Below are 13,128 nucleotides of genomic sequence, written 5' to 3'. Positions count from 1 at the left end.
TGAAGTCTCGGGGCATCGTGGACGCTTCTGTCTCACAAGATCGTGCACAGCGTGTCTAATGACATCGTGGACAGTTCGGCGTCGCGTTGTCTTCTGGCATGGACTCGAACCGAACCTCGGGGAGGCTCGACAGTTCGCAGAACAGAAGTAGGTACTGGATATGACTACTGGTGTGGTCAAGTGGTTCAACGCCGAGAAGGGATTCGGCTTCATCTCCCCCGAAGACGGGTCCGCGGACGTGTTCGCGCACTTCTCCGCGATCAATTCCGGAGGCTTCCGCTCATTGGAGGAGAACCAGCGGGTTCAGTTCGAGGTCCAGCAGGGCCCCAAGGGCCTGCAGGCGGCGAACATCACCGTCATCTCCTGACACAACCGCGGGGCCCCGCACGAGGAGCCGCGGTGGCCTGAGCCAGCGGCCGGAGCACCGCTGCAAAGAACCGCCATCCAGCCCGCGGGCTGGGTGGCAGTTCCTTTGTGGCTCACCATCTTCCCGGACGCGTTAGCGTCCCAGGGGGCGGCCTTGGGGCAGGCCCCGGGCACCGACTCCGGGGAAGGGCTGACCCCCGTTGTACTTGGCTTCCAGGCGGTGCACCTCGGCCATTACGGCGTTATTGATGAAGTCCGAGAGCGATCGGGTGCCTTCGGCCACCTGGGTGTGCAAGATAGCCCCGCGAACCCGGGCCGTGTCGGCCGGGTCCTGGTAGAAGGAGACCTTCGGTGGGTACTTGTTCTTCTTCTCCGGCGCGACAGCGGCCGGCTGTTCCTGGACTGCAGGGGCCGCCGCCACCGGGGGAGTCAGGTCAGCCGGGGCGGGGTCGGCCGGCGGTGGGGTGACCGGGGTGCGCCCGGCCAGGCTGGACTTGCGCGGTGCGGGCCGCCCCATCAGCGGGCTCCTTCCAAGGTGGTGAGGTAGTCGGCGTAGATCCCGGCCAGCGTGGTGGCTTCGCTGGTGCCCCACTCGTCCAGGCCGCGGGCGGCCTCGGTGGCATCGGCGATCGCGGCCCGCTTGGGCACCGGCGGGGTAAGCACGGTCAAAGAGCGGGCAGTGGCGGCCTCTTGGAGCTCCTGGCGCCAGTGCCGGCCGGCCACGGTGTGCTCCTCGTGCTGGTTGACGATGATCCCGGCCACGGACAGGCCCGGGTTGTAGTAGCGGCGCACGTTGTCGATCGTGGTCAGCAGGTGCGCCAGCCCGTTAGCGCTCCACAGCTTTGACTGGGTGACCACCACGGCCGCATCGGCGGCGGTGAGCCCGTTGATGGTCAGCTGGTCCAGGCTGGGGGCGCAGTCGATGAGGATCAGGTCGTAGTCAGTCGCGACCTCGGTCAGGGCCTCACGCAGCCGGCCCTCGCGTCCGGCGCCGGCAACTACGAGTTCGTCACGGACGAACCCGAGGGTCTCCCCCGTGGTCGGCAGCACGTCTAGGCCCTCCCACACCCCGGACACGATCACATCTCGTGCAGTCTCCTCGGCGCGGGAACTGAGCACATCTGCCAGTCCCACTTGGTCCTCGGCCACCGGTTCGGCGGCCGCGACACTGGTCAGGTTGCCCTGCGGATCCAGATCGACCACTAGCACCCGTTGACCGGCGGTGATGGCAGCTCGAGCGAGGTGGAAGGTGGTCGTGGATTTACCCACGCCGCCCTTCTGGTTGCACAGAGCGAGGATGCGCGTCGTCATAGATGTAACCTCCAATAGGAGTAACAGTACTGTTAGGAGCAGTCGCTCGTCTACCTGCTGACATGCCTGACAGAAGCCCCGCAGGCCGATCTCTCTTCCATGACCCGTCGATCTTCACAGCCCCCGACACATCTGCGATGCCGTTCCACACTGTCCGAGGAAGCGTCGTCTGAAGAAGGAGGTTGGCCTCCTTCATGAAGTCCTACCTGACTTGCCCGACCAGAGGACGCCCTTCCCGGCCGGGCCTGACAGATCTCGCAACGGGCGCACTAAGACCTGGTCTCAAAACCAGATCGGTCGTTGCCCACCTGCCTGGGAACGGTACACAGTGCCTGCATGACGACGAGGACGCAGTCGTGGATGGTCGATGACCGTCTGTGGGAGCTGATCGCTCCGCTGATCCCTCCCCAGCCACCGCCTCGAGGGCCCGGTGGTAGGCCCAGGATCGAGGACCGGGCGGCCCTGGAGGGGATCCTGTTCGTGCTCCACACCGGGTGCCGTTGGCGGGACCTGCCCCCGGCTCTGGGGTACGGATCCGGTCACACCGCCTGGCGCCGGCTGCGCGCGTGGCAGGAGGCCGGGGTGTGGGAGAAGCTGCACCGGGCCGTGCTCGAGGAGCTCTCCGAGCAGGGGATCCTCGACTGGTCCCGGGCCAGCATCGACGCGGTCTCGGTGCGGGCCAAAAGGGGGGCGAGCTGACCGGCCCCAACCCCACCGACCGCGGGAAACCGGGGACGAAGTACCACCTGCTCACCGACGCGGCCGGTCTCCCCCTGCACGTACTGGCCTCAGCAGCCAACACGCACGACAGCAAGCTCTTTGAGCCGCTGCTGGAGACCAATCCGGCAGTGCGCGGTCGCCGTGGTCGTCCAGGGCGGCCTCGCCGCCGGCCGGAGAAGCTGCACGCGGACAGTAAGACTGTGAGGGCCAGGTGCACCCGGGCGTCCTGACCCTCACAGCGATCGACCCCGTGGGGCTACCGTGGTGCCGGAGGTGCTCTCGCAGCGTCCTGACCCTCACGCTGACCGACCCTTGATCGGTGTCATTCCATTGACGTGTCGGTCGCTCGGGAACACCTCCGGCGAGACCCTGAGGTCTCGCCGGCGCCGTGTGACTCAAGAAGGGCCTGACGGGAATCCGTCTCATTACTGTCGTGTCCAGGTGGCTGGTTCGACCCGGGGACACCATCCCTACGCTCAGAACCAGGAGCCACCGCCATGACGACATCACCATCCCTGCCGCACCATCGACCGGTCGTCATCGGCGGGGTCGACACCCACAAGGACCTGCATCTGGCCGCCGTCGTCGACACCGACGGCCACGTGCTGGCCACTGCGGCCTTCTCCACCACCCGTGCCGGATACCGGGCGCTGCTGCGCTGGATGCACACCCACGGCGACGTGGCCCGCGTCGGGGTGGAGTGCACCGGGTCCTATGGGGCCGGGCTGCTGCGTCACCTCGAGGCCGCCGGTGTGGAAGTCCTCGAGGTCATGGCCGGTGACCGGGCCGACCGGCGCCGGCGCGGCAAGAACGACACCATCGACGCTTCAGAACGCCGCTCGTGCGGCACTGCGCGGAATCCGCACGGTCACCCCGAAGACCCGCGATGGGATGACCGAGTCCCTACGGGTGCTGCGCGTGGCCCGCACCTCGGCCGTGCGTTCCCGCCGGGTGGCCCTGCAACTGATCCAGACGCAGATCGTCGCCGCTCCGGAAGAGCTCCGCGACCAGTTGCGCAACCTCACCCGCATGCAGCTGATCCGCACGATCGCCGCCTGGCGCCCGGATGCCACCGGCTATCGTGACCCCACCTGCGCGAACCGGATCGCGCTGAAGTCCATAGCCCGCCGCTTCCTGGAACTGCACGACGAGATCGCCGACCTGGACCAGATCATCCACAACATCGTCGACGAACTCGCCCCCACCCTGCTGGAGCGCCCCGGGGTCGGCTACGAATCGGCGGCCCAGCTGCTGATCACCGCCGGGGACAACCCTGACCGATTGACCTCGGAGGCTTCCTTCGCGATGCTCTGCGGAGCCGCACCGCTGCCGGCGTCCTCGGGTAAGACCACCCGGCACCGGCTCAACCGCGGAGGAGATCGGGCCGCGAACTCCGCCCTGCACATGATCGCCATCAGCCGCTGGCGCATGGACCCGGTCACCCAGCACTACGTCGAACGGAAGAAGGCCGAAGGCCATTCCAACATCGAGATCCTGCGGTGCCTCAAGCGCTACATCGCACGAGAGGTCTACTACCTCATCCGCAACCAATACCGAGCTGCCGACCAGGTCCAATTCGCCGCTTGACGAACAGAAGGGCGTCAAGGGCTACGACTACCCGAGGTGCCGCCGCTACCTGCATCGGCGAGGCATCAAGGTTCGGATCGCCCGCCGCGGCATCGAGGCCAAGACCCACCTGGGCCGGCACCGCTGGGTCGTGGAGCGCACCATTTCTTGGGTCTTGCGCTTCAAGCGCCTCGGGCTTCGTTACGACCGCACCGCAGCCACGCTGCTGCCCTTGCTCCTGCTCGCCGTCACGCTCATCAACCTCCGCCGACTGCGCCAGGCGACCGAGTTATGAGACCAGGTCTAATTCTTGCCATCCCGCCGTGAGCTCGGTCGTGTCGGCTGGGAAGCATTGCACCCAAGCGCGGCACCGGAAATAACCACTGAAAGTACTATTAGGGGTAAAAGATCCGCGGTACAGTCCATCGCACCTGAACCACGCCTCAGGCTCCGTACACTCGCCAAGGACGAGAAGCCACTCGTCCGGGACCGGATCGACGAAGCCCTCCTCGGGCAGGATCGAAAGGACCGAACTGATGAGAATCCTGATCGCTGGAGCCGGTGCCACCGGCGGCTACTTTGGGGCGCGCCTGATCAAGGCCGAGCGCGACGTCACCCTCCTGGTCCGCCCTCGCCGCGCCGAGCAGCTCCGAGACGGCCTGCGCCTGGTCGGGCCTGGTGGTGAGGAGACAGTCCCGGTGGCCACCGTCACTGCCGAGGCCCTGGAGGGCACCTACGATCTGGTGATCGTGGCGGTCAAGGCCGGTGCCCTGCCAGACGTGATTGACCAGATCGCCCCCGCCATGGGCCCGGAGACGATGGTCTTGCCCTTCCTCAACGGCATGGCCCACCTGCAGGCGCTCACCGACCGCTTCGGACCGGCCCGGGTGCTGGGCGGGATTGTGAAGGCGGTAGCCACCGTGGCCGACGACGGGGCGATTCATCAAATGCACCCGATCGCCACCCTCACCCTCGGTTCCCTGTCCGGGCGGGTCACCGACCGGATCCGCCGTATCCACCGGGAGCTGTCCGTGTCCGGGATGGAGGCCTCGATCGCCGAGGACGTGGTGGGCGCCATGTGGCACAAGTGGGCGTTCATCACCGCCGCCGGGGTTATCACCTGCCTAATGCGGGCCCCCGTCGGGGACATCGTGGCCGCCCCCGACGGGGAACGCTTCATCCGCGCTGTCATCGCCGAGACCGAGCAGGTCGCCGCGGCCGCCGGCCATCCGATGCCCGGGCCTGAGCACGATGCCATGGTGGGCATGCTCAGCACACCAGGTTCAGGGCTCACCTCTTCCCTCTACCGCGACGTCACCGCCGGACTGCCCCATGAGGGCGAGCACCTACTGGGGGCCTTCGTCGCCACCGCCGCCGGTCTCGGGGTGAACATTCCGCTCACCGCCCTGGCCCTACTCCAGCTGCGCGCCCACGACCACGCCACCGTCTGAGACGGTTCCAGGACCGACCTTCTGTGGCAGCTGGAGGTTGTTATCACTGAGAACTATTCATTTTTTCTACTTCTCGACCACGCAGGTGCCCACTAAACTTCTCCTTCAAAGAACGGCCGCGCGGCAACACCACTAAAACTACTTTTAGTACTATTAGTAGTAAAAGAGGCCAGGTTCCTTTCCTAGATTGACTACGCTGTGGGCCCACCATGGCCTGGCGTGGCTACTGCCACTGACTGGCATCAAGGGACAAGTTCAAGGCATGACAGGAAAGGTCTGCACGACTCATCCCCGGCGCACTCTCCACCACTATTCCTACTATTACTAGGTTTAGTACCATTCCCGGTAAAACCACTAAAACTACTAAAAAAGTGATAGGTAGAGCTGCACGCTTCACTGCGTAAGTTGCTTCGCGTGCGACACCCTGTGGTGTGCCGATGACACCGTCAGCAGCCTCCGTCTGCGGCCGGCGTTCTTCTCATTTTGGCGGAAGGCCGGCCACGAGCGTCCCGCTGCCCTACCTTTCGTCAGGGCCCAGGATCTGGAAAAGTTCATGGCGCTGATCTTCTTCGTCCCGTTCGGCCGGTACTCACGACTTACGTCCTTTACTCAACTAGGTCGGCCACAATGAGATGAGCCACTACCTCTTGGTCGCACTGACAGGGAAGCCCCGCTGAACCCTTGTCCTTACGACATGAAGAATCCCCAACCTCGAAACGTTGCCGCCCTGTGAACGAACAAGCACCCTGCACCTAGACGTGCCGCTCTACGGCGAGTCTTCATGGCATGCGCATCTGGGCGGATCGGCTGCCGGACCGATTTTAGCTCTTTTAGTACTAAAAGTACTATAAGTACGAATAGTTCCCATGAACCACTAGCGAGGCTCGTCCATGTTGCGGCCCAAGGACCAGGGGACTTCGAGTCCAGCATCCTCAAAACGAGGCCACCAAATGGACCTCGATTTCGTTGGCGGGACGGCCCTATGACGCGAGGAGGGCTTGGGTCAGGCAGGGGCTCCATCATGTGGGCGGCCGAGGGGAAGCAGTCACACATCGCAGGATGAGAGGCCAGCATGGACACCGAGCCGGATGTGTATGGCCCATAGCCGATTGCTTCAGCTCAATAAACCAAGAATTACGCAGCATAGAAGTTCTATAAGTACTATTCCTACTATTACCACCGCGGTACGGCGATACTGGCGGGCGAGTCACCGGATAGACGCTGAGGCGCCCCAACCTCCTCATTGGCAAGCGTTTCGGAGGCCCTCCGGGGCCGAGGAAACGTGCGGCAGCCCCTCCTGTGTCTTGGGTCAGCTGACGGTGCGTAGTTCCGCCCAGTCGGTCGTATACCCGGGTGACAGTCAGCTTGCCGGTTTCGCCAGGGGCGGGGGGAGCGGGCGCCAAGCCGGCCCAGCGCCAGGGTGCCGGTTCCGAAGCGCTCGATCACCGCCTCGATAAGCTCCCCAAGGGGGTGGGCTATTCGAGTACTCCAGGCGGGACGGAAACGGCTCCGTCGGGGGCGAGGTCTGTGCAGAGAATACCGGCGCGCATGTACTGCATCCCGTGCATGAGCTTAGGCACCAGGGCCGCGCGGGCCGCGGCCACCAGGGGAGTGGGTTCGCTGGTGGGCACGGCCAGGCGCACGTGCGCGGAGACGCTGTGCTCGGGTCCGGGCCGGTGCGGGGAGGTACTGGGGAACACCACGAAGCGCCCGGTGACCTCGCCTTCCTTCCGCAGCCGGCGGGAGGCACGTTGGGCAAACTCGGCCACCGCCGCCCCGACGATCTCCGGGTCGTGGATCGGGTCCGGGAACGACCGGGAGTCCAGGATCTGCTGCTTGGTCGCCACCTCGTCCTCCACCGGGATGGCGGGGAAGCCATTGAGCTCCAGGACGGTGCGCATCTGCACCACGGAGAACTTGTCCCGGATGGCCACCGGGTCGTCATCACGCAGCTGGGCGATGGTCTCGATTCCAGACCTCGGTTAGCAGCGACCGAACTATGAGTCGGTTCCCGTACCCGCCCGGGATCTGGCCCTAAATCATGCCTCCATGCGCGGGCAGGATCTTCTGGACGGCCTCGGTGGCGATTTTCACCAACCCCTAAACTGCACAGAAAACTGTATACTTTGGGTATGTCTCTTCTGGATCTTTCCCATCCCATCTCGGTCACCGAGGCCTCCCAGCGCGGTGTGGCCGGTTTGATCAAAGACGCCGAGGCAGGGGAGGAGATTGTGGTCTCCCGCCACGGCAAAACCGTGGCCGCCGTTGTGAGCGCCCGCCAATTGGAGCAGCTGCGCACCCTGGAGGGAGACCTGCGCGATGCGGCCCTAGTCATCGTGCGTGCTGCCACCGACAGCGGAGTGCGCGGCTCCCTGGATGAGGCACTGACCGCCTTCGGCCTGGACCGGGCGCAGCTGGAGGCAGAACTGGACGCCGACCTGGCCGCCGGCAGGCCGTGAGCACACCCGGGCCCTCCACCTCGGATGCTCCACGGGCGGTAGTCCGACTCACCGAAGACGCCATCGCCGATCTGCACCGGCTGCACCGCAAGGACCCCCAGATCGTGCGCTGGGCCTTCAAGAAAATGCTCCTGCTGGAGCGCTCCGTCGAGGCCGGCGAACCACTACTGGGAGACCTTATCGGCTTCCGCAAACTAGTGGTCGGCGACCGCGACTGGCGCATCGTGTGGCGAACGACCACCGACACCGTCGGGGCCACCGTGATCGATGTCGCCGAGGTCTGGGCCGCCGGCGCCCGATCCGATGATGAGGTCTACCAGGAGATGACCGCCCGTGTCGCCGCCCTGGGCACCTCACCCCAGGCAACCGCTCTCACCACGGTGCTGAAGTCCATGGGCCGTCTCTTCGCTGACCTCGAGGCCACCCCCGAACCGGTCCCGGTGGAGCCCGTCCCGGACTGGCTCGCCCGCCGCCTCATCACCCAGGTCGGACTGAGCGCTCAAGAGGTCGCCGTGATGACTCCCGAAGACGCCATGGCCCGGCTCGAGGCGTACTGGTCCACCCCGCGGTAAGCCCTCCCGTGTGCCCTAGCGCGATAAAGAGCTGGAATATCGACCAGGGCCGGACCAGGCGGTGGGGGCCCGTCGGGCACCGGCCGACCGGGAGGTGGCCATACCCAGCCTCCACATGAGGAAGGCCTGTGAAGATCCGGCCTCTCTCAGCGATCCGTGACCACCAGGCCAAGTGCCGTCGACACCACCGGATCATCGATGACCGGGGCAATGATCACAACGGCGGCCGGCCGATCAACACTCCTGCATCTTCTTGGACCGGCGAGGCACGCAAAAGGAGTGGGGGAGTGGGAGACAGTTGTGCATGGCGCGGCGCGACACATTGATCGGGGAGGTTCCATGGCTCAGCAGCACATTCTGCCGCCGGCTCTCGAGGTGGACCGGGCACGACAGGTGGCCTCCGTGGTGCACAGCGCGGCCATGGAAGGACTTCACGTCACTGCGGCGACCCGGGCGGAGCTGGATCATTTCGCCGCCGGTGGGCTCGAAGTCGAGGAGCTGGTTCGGCGCACCCGCGCCCGCTACGGCCTTGAGTAAGGTCCCCAACCCGCACCGTGACCCGTATCTGGACCCACACACCAAGATCCTGACCGACCTGATCGGCGCCTGCACCACCACAGAGCTCGCCACTGCGGAAGCTGACCCGGTGACGGCCCACATCCGGCAGCTGTTCCACCACCCACCGGCACCCACCCGAGATCTGGCCAAGCTGCAGGCCATTCACCGTCTCTTGTTCCAGGACAACTTTCTCTGGGCGGGGCAGCTGCGCTGCCGTGGAGCTGCGCAAAACGATCCCGGAAGCGCAGCCGTTCCTACCGGTGTCGTTGACCACCCCCTCGGCGGGTTTCATCTTCGATCGTCCGGCCACAGCCGCCGACTGGTGGCTGGACTGGACCCAGTTCACCGGGGCGGTCAACGATGCCGCCTCCCGGGCCGCGGCCGAGGATCACGACCTCGCTGCGTTGCAGGAAATGTTCGCGGTGATCCTCGCTCCCGCACTACACCGCCTTCGGCCGCGTTCCTGACCGGCCCAGCTAACGGTCAGACAAACACTGGGAGCACTGCCACACTGATCCCGGGCACGCCCTTCAGTGGACGATGTAGCCGGGGAACCGTGCTGACCAGCGCGTCTCACCGGCGATTCGAGTGACCTCGTAGGTGACGGCCGTCAGGTGCGGGAAGCGCAGTCCGTGGAGTTCGCCGACCCGGGCCCCCAATTCAGTGACGTGTAGTTCTCGCCCACCCAGCGCAGCGCCGTGGAACGGTCCGTCCTTGGCTGTCTCCCAGTAGGCGGAGGCAGTGGTGAAAGACCAGTACCCGGAGCCAAGGGGGTGATCCTCCAGGTAGTCCAGGGGTACCCAGAGGGTGAGGCCGCGGTGCTCGGGGAGGAGCTGATCCTGGAAGTCCGGGTCTGGTTCTCCAGGCAGGACGCCTTTAGGCCACTGGTAGGCGGGTTCACTCGTCACGGGGGCATCCTCATCGTTAGCAGCAGCGGGGGGCTCATCCAGGGTAGGGGAGGGGGTCGATCGCACCTCGGGGGCGGAGCCAATACCTGTTGCTTGGAGAACTTCACCGCCTCCCATGGTGTTGTAGATGGGCGCGTTCTTCAGCCAGGCCATCACGGTGCGGGCGGTACGCCCCACGGCCTCAGCGATGGCCCGGTAGGTCGCCCCTGCCGCCCGCAACCGCACTGCTTGGGCCCGCAGCTGCCCCACACGGTCGGTACGGGCCTGGCGTGCCTTCCCGGCGTTGTCCGCCGCCGCACGCACCTTGGCCTCGGTCCTCGCCTTCCCACCGCGCCGTCCCATCCGCGCCAGATACTCGTGTGCCGCATCAGAGCCGCTGGTGGAGGTGGGGCGTCCCTTGCCGGCGTTGACCTGGCGGACGGCCGAGCGCGCCAGACACACCACCTCCCCATCAGCCAGGGGGTGGGACAGCTGGGCGTTGAGCGCCCGCGCGTGGGCGATCGAGGCGGCCTCACTCGGGGTCTGGTGGCGGGCCTGCCGCTGGTCCCACAGCCACCGACGGGTGGCGCGGAAGACCGCGGTGTTGCGCCCCACCTCCGTGGCGATGTCCACCACCGGGACCCGCGGGATGCCGGACTGTCCCAGCAGGGGCGTGCCCGGGTCCCAGGCCGGTGTGGCGGGCCCGTCGATGGCCTCGTCGTGGAACGGGTCGATGTACTCGGCCATGTGCGTCTTGAGATCCCCTAGGGACCATGGGCTGGCTCTGCGGCCCCACCACACGCGCCCGGCCGGGAACGCAGCGGCCGGGTTGCGCACCAGGTACCGGGTGAAGCACGGATCCCCATCCACCAGCCGGTCCAGGGCCCGCTGCACCGCCTCCGCGTAGCGGATCGGGCCCGGCCGAGCACCCTCGCCCCGGTAGACCGGTTCGATCGCCCACCCGGCCTGGGCATGACCAGTCTGCGGGTTCTCGATGATCCAGGTCGGCTCCGGCACGGCCGGGTGCATCAAGTTCAACAACGCGTCCTCGTCATCGACGTCCACGACGAGGAAGTTCAACCAATCGGCCGGGTTGAGCTGGATGAACGCGAAGTCACCAGCGGGCCGCCCACGGTTCGGGAACGCCTGCGACTTGGTCTGACCGCACCGGAAGTACTCGATCCGGTGGTGCGCCAGGAACCGGCGGGCCGGGGTCTCGGGGCAAAAAAGGGCAATGTCGAGTAAGGCGGGGTCCACTTGCGGACGCGCCTCAGGTACACTAGGGGACACAACGGTCCCCTGGTAATGGGTTCATATGCAGTTCTCATCCGGTTTCTGTTGACTGGCTGTCGAGAGTTTGGCGACACGAGACAGCCGATGACTTCGACGGCCCGCCCTTCACGGCGGGCCGTCAGTCGTTTAAGCGGTGTTCTTGAGCGGGAGCTCCGCCTCCTGAAGATTGTCGAGCTTGTTGGGACGGCCAGCAGCACGCTCAATGAGGGCGCCGATGTACTCAGCCATAGACAGGCCCGCCTTCGAAGCATCCTCTGCTGCGAGTCGATGCTGCTCAGGAGTCAGGCGCGTGCTGAACGGCACCTTTCGTCCCTGCATCTTGGGGGCCCTGTAGTCATTCATGGGTTCAGTCTTACACGGCGCATGCGCATGCGCCAGACATGCAGTCCGCGTGTCGTCATCGAGCGCGATGCGTGCTGGGTGGCCAATGACGCCCCCTACGTCGGCCGGGTTTCCCGAGATAGGTATGGCCTAGCTTGCCGTCCGATGCGTGTCATGTCCCCGGATCAGGGGACGGATGCGATCTGACTGCTGGTCCTGTAGCTCTGCATGCTTGACGTCCCTGCCTCTGGGGTGCGGCGATGCAATGCCCCCCGCATCGATTGGGGTCGTGGCGTTTGCATACATACCATCGACGTTGAGCTGAAGTAGGGCTCCACCTTGCAAGAGCGGGACAGAAAGGGCCTTCGGGAAGAGCGTCGTGTTGGTGTGCCGCAACAGAATCAGGACTGATTGTCGCCCAGGAGGTAGGCATCCAACGTGTCGAGCAGTTCTTGGATCCGCGCCTTGTTGAGCCTGTGGAGTGTCGGCCGGCCCCTGCCTGTCTGGGTTTCAGACACCACTACACCGAGCTCGCGCAGGATTGCCAGCTGCGGAGTCACGGTGCCCGAGGGCAGGGACAACCGCTCGTTGAGGTCGGGTCCTAGCAGGGGGCCCTGTCTGAGCTCGTGAATGATGGCGGCCCGTAGTCCGTTCCCGAGCGCGATGACGGCCTGATGCACGTCGTCACTTTGGCCCTGGGGCTGAATCGGCGCTGGCATACGGACCATTGTCCACACCTTCCACTGATTGCGCCGAATTTCCTCAAGACAGCGAACGCCCTGATGGATCCAACATGCCTTCTTGATTGTTTTATCCTTTCACCACATGATGGTACTACTAAAAGTGGAAGGAGGTGACTCGTGGAAGAGGAAGAGTTCAAAAGCTCATCGACACTCGCAATTACTGCCCTGGCATTGGTGGGAGTAGTCGCAGTAGGTGCCCCCCTTGTGAGTGTGGCCGGCATCGCCCTGGTGACCGATATGCAAGCCGCGGCCGGTCCGTGTTCCCCTTCCGCGGTCGTCTCCGACGGGGAAGCCGAGGACACGGTGATCAATGTCCCCAACGGTTGGGGACCGTTGGTGGAGGAGGCCGCTAAGACGGCCGGGTTGCCGGTGAGCGTGGTAGCTGCCCAGCTCCAGCAAGAATCCAACTGGAATCCCCACGCCGGCAGCGCCGCCGGGGCCCAGGGCATCGCCCAGTTCATGCCCGACACCTGGGCCGCTTACGGGCAGGGCGGGGACGTCACTGATCCCGAGGACGCGATTCCTGCCTATGGGCGCTACATGGCAGCGCTGCGCAACGAGGTGAAGGACCTGGCCGGCGATGACGCCGACCAGCTGGTGCGCCTGACCTTGGCCGCCTACAACGCCGGCCCTGGAGCGGTGCAGCAGCACGAGGGTGTGCCGCCGTTCGCGGAGACCCAGCGCTACGTGGAAACGATCCTCGACGGCGGCCAGGTCGAGTTCTCTCCCGGGTGTAAAGCCCCCACCGGTGCCAAGGCGTGGGACGGGGACCTGGGGGACGGGGAGTGGACCGCACCGCTGCCCCCTGTGCGTCAGGATGGGGTGAGACACCAGCACTGCTGACCTTCGCACTGCCCGTAAGCGGCCCAGGTGTCGGGCAT

Annotated in this window: 13 protein-coding genes and 3 pseudogenes; 10 read left to right on the top strand and 6 right to left on the bottom strand. The window is 65.6% G+C overall.

Annotation, left to right across the window (positions count from 1 at the left end):
* Positions 1 to 160: 160 nt before the first annotated feature.
* The gene (locus ABL57_RS17565) at positions 161 to 367 is read left to right on the top strand and encodes a cold-shock protein (RefSeq protein ID WP_047804773.1); all 207 of its coding nucleotides are present in this window, start codon (positions 161 to 163) and stop codon (positions 365 to 367) included.
* A 132-nt stretch (positions 368 to 499) separates the two neighbouring features.
* On the opposite strand, the gene ABL57_RS17560 is transcribed toward ABL57_RS17565, so the two are convergent.
* Both ABL57_RS17560 and ABL57_RS17555 read right to left on the bottom strand, forming a co-directional pair.
* Positions 500 to 883, bottom strand: a complete 384-nt coding sequence (locus ABL57_RS17560) for a hypothetical protein (protein WP_047804772.1) — start codon at positions 881 to 883, stop codon at positions 500 to 502.
* On the bottom strand, positions 883 to 1,677 hold the full coding sequence (locus tag ABL57_RS17555) for a ParA family protein (RefSeq protein WP_047804771.1): 795 nt from the start codon (positions 1,675 to 1,677) through the stop codon (positions 883 to 885). The genes ABL57_RS17560 and ABL57_RS17555 overlap by 1 nt, the downstream gene beginning before the upstream one ends.
* A 336-nt stretch (positions 1,678 to 2,013) precedes the next feature.
* On the opposite strand from ABL57_RS17555, the pseudogene ABL57_RS23190 reads away from it, so the two are divergent.
* From ABL57_RS23190 to ABL57_RS17535, 4 genes and pseudogenes are all read left to right on the top strand, one after another.
* Positions 2,014 to 2,588, top strand: a pseudogene (locus tag ABL57_RS23190) (IS5 family transposase); the annotation flags it as partial.
* Positions 2,589 to 2,894: 306 nt separating this feature from the next.
* Positions 2,895 to 3,984 (top strand): annotated as a pseudogene (locus ABL57_RS17545) (IS110 family transposase).
* A 10-nt stretch (positions 3,985 to 3,994) separates the two neighbouring features.
* A pseudogene (locus ABL57_RS17540) lies at positions 3,995 to 4,258 on the top strand (transposase); the annotation flags it as partial.
* 241 nt (positions 4,259 to 4,499) lie between these two features.
* Positions 4,500 to 5,414: a ketopantoate reductase family protein gene (locus ABL57_RS17535; protein ID WP_047804769.1), complete on the top strand. Its 915-nt coding sequence runs from the start codon at positions 4,500 to 4,502 to the stop codon at positions 5,412 to 5,414.
* Positions 5,415 to 6,889: 1,475 nt separating this feature from the next.
* On the opposite strand, the gene ABL57_RS17530 is transcribed toward ABL57_RS17535, so the two are convergent.
* Entirely contained in the window at positions 6,890 to 7,348 is a 459-nt protein-coding gene (locus tag ABL57_RS17530) for a hypothetical protein (protein WP_053005099.1), read from the bottom strand.
* Between the two features lie 198 nt (positions 7,349 to 7,546).
* Here ABL57_RS17530 and ABL57_RS17525 point away from each other — a divergent pair, with 198 nt between their 5' ends.
* The 4 genes from ABL57_RS17525 to ABL57_RS17510 all read left to right on the top strand — a co-directional run bounded on the left by ABL57_RS17525 (position 7,547) and on the right by ABL57_RS17510 (position 9,470).
* Positions 7,547 to 7,873: a type II toxin-antitoxin system Phd/YefM family antitoxin gene (locus ABL57_RS17525; protein WP_047804768.1), complete on the top strand. Its 327-nt coding sequence runs from the start codon at positions 7,547 to 7,549 to the stop codon at positions 7,871 to 7,873.
* The gene (locus ABL57_RS17520) at positions 7,870 to 8,445 is read left to right on the top strand and encodes a type II toxin-antitoxin system RelE/ParE family toxin (protein ID WP_152683445.1); all 576 of its coding nucleotides are present in this window, start codon (positions 7,870 to 7,872) and stop codon (positions 8,443 to 8,445) included. Before ABL57_RS17525 ends, ABL57_RS17520 begins: the two co-directional genes overlap by 4 nt.
* 339 nt (positions 8,446 to 8,784) lie before the next feature.
* Positions 8,785 to 8,982 (top strand): antitoxin VbhA family protein, encoded by a 198-nt coding sequence (locus ABL57_RS17515; RefSeq protein WP_047804767.1) that lies wholly within the window; start codon positions 8,785 to 8,787, stop codon positions 8,980 to 8,982.
* A gap of 236 nt (positions 8,983 to 9,218) precedes the next feature.
* Positions 9,219 to 9,470, top strand: coding sequence for a hypothetical protein (locus ABL57_RS17510; RefSeq protein ID WP_047804766.1), 252 nt, complete (start codon positions 9,219 to 9,221; stop codon positions 9,468 to 9,470).
* Between the two features lie 63 nt (positions 9,471 to 9,533).
* On the opposite strand, the gene ABL57_RS17505 is transcribed toward ABL57_RS17510, so the two are convergent.
* From ABL57_RS17505 to ABL57_RS17495, 3 genes are all read right to left on the bottom strand, one after another.
* Positions 9,534 to 11,147, bottom strand: coding sequence for a replication initiation protein (locus ABL57_RS17505; protein WP_047804765.1), 1,614 nt, complete (start codon positions 11,145 to 11,147; stop codon positions 9,534 to 9,536).
* Positions 11,148 to 11,309: 162 nt separating this feature from the next.
* A complete protein-coding gene (locus ABL57_RS17500) occupies positions 11,310 to 11,525 on the bottom strand; it encodes a hypothetical protein (RefSeq protein ID WP_047804764.1) in 216 nt (71 codons plus the stop codon).
* Between the two features lie 380 nt (positions 11,526 to 11,905).
* Positions 11,906 to 12,223, bottom strand: a complete 318-nt coding sequence (locus ABL57_RS17495) for a helix-turn-helix transcriptional regulator (protein ID WP_152683444.1) — start codon at positions 12,221 to 12,223, stop codon at positions 11,906 to 11,908.
* Between the two features lie 141 nt (positions 12,224 to 12,364).
* Between ABL57_RS17495 and ABL57_RS17490 the strand changes: the two genes are divergently transcribed.
* A complete protein-coding gene (locus ABL57_RS17490; RefSeq protein WP_082157535.1) occupies positions 12,365 to 13,090 on the top strand; it encodes a lytic transglycosylase domain-containing protein in 726 nt (241 codons plus the stop codon).
* The last annotated feature ends 38 nt before the right edge of the window (positions 13,091 to 13,128 follow it).

This window comes from Kocuria sp. SM24M-10 (assembly GCF_001027955.1).
GTDB lineage: Bacteria > Actinomycetota > Actinomycetes > Actinomycetales > Micrococcaceae > Kocuria > Kocuria oceani.
Note: the sequence above shows the minus strand (reverse complement) of the source record. Positions and strands in the feature narration are given on the sequence as shown.